The organism is Protofrankia coriariae (assembly GCF_001017755.1).
Taxonomy (GTDB): Bacteria; Actinomycetota; Actinomycetes; order Frankiales; family Frankiaceae; genus Protofrankia; species Protofrankia coriariae.
Genome location: NZ_JWIO01000036.1, coordinates 1 through 643, shown reverse-complemented (window position 1 = coordinate 643; position 643 = coordinate 1).

Sequence of the window (643 nt, the reverse complement as noted above, 5' to 3'; positions counted from 1 at the left end):
GGCGGCCCGCCGTCCGGCGAGACGTGGCCGCGCCGGAGCTGGAAGGTGTTGATCTCCACTCCGAGCGGGCACAGCTCCTCGAGGAGGTTCATCACGTAGCCGTACTGGTCGAGGTCGAGGACCGCGCCGTCGGGCAGCTCGACCCGGACCTCGTACGGGTCGGCCGCGCCGCGCCGGACGTACGCGACACACACGACGAGCGCGACGCCCGGCCGGGTGCCGACGAGCTCCGCCCGGCCGCCGAGCCCGCGGCGGATCTCCAGCGGCGCGGGGGCCCAGCGCAACGGCCGGCGCAGCCGCGGCCNGGCCGGCGCAGCCGCGGCCCGCCCTGGCGGAACGACCAGTCGAACGCCTCCGGGTCGAGCCGCGACGGCCCGAGGATCCCGCCACCGAGGGCGTCGACCGGCCGCGCGAGGAGCGGTGGCCTGGGCGCTGACGAGTCCGGCGGGGGGAACGGGGTGACGTACCAGCGGTACGCGGCGGGCGCGGGCTCGCCCGGCCGGTTCGACCCGCCGGGCAGCGTCGAGACGGACGCGAGCACGAGCACGTCGGTGCCGTCCGGATGCGGCAGCGCCCGCACGGCGTGGAAACCGGCCGCGGTGAGCGCCGCGAGGTCGGCGACGAGCGCCTGCCGGGCCGCGGC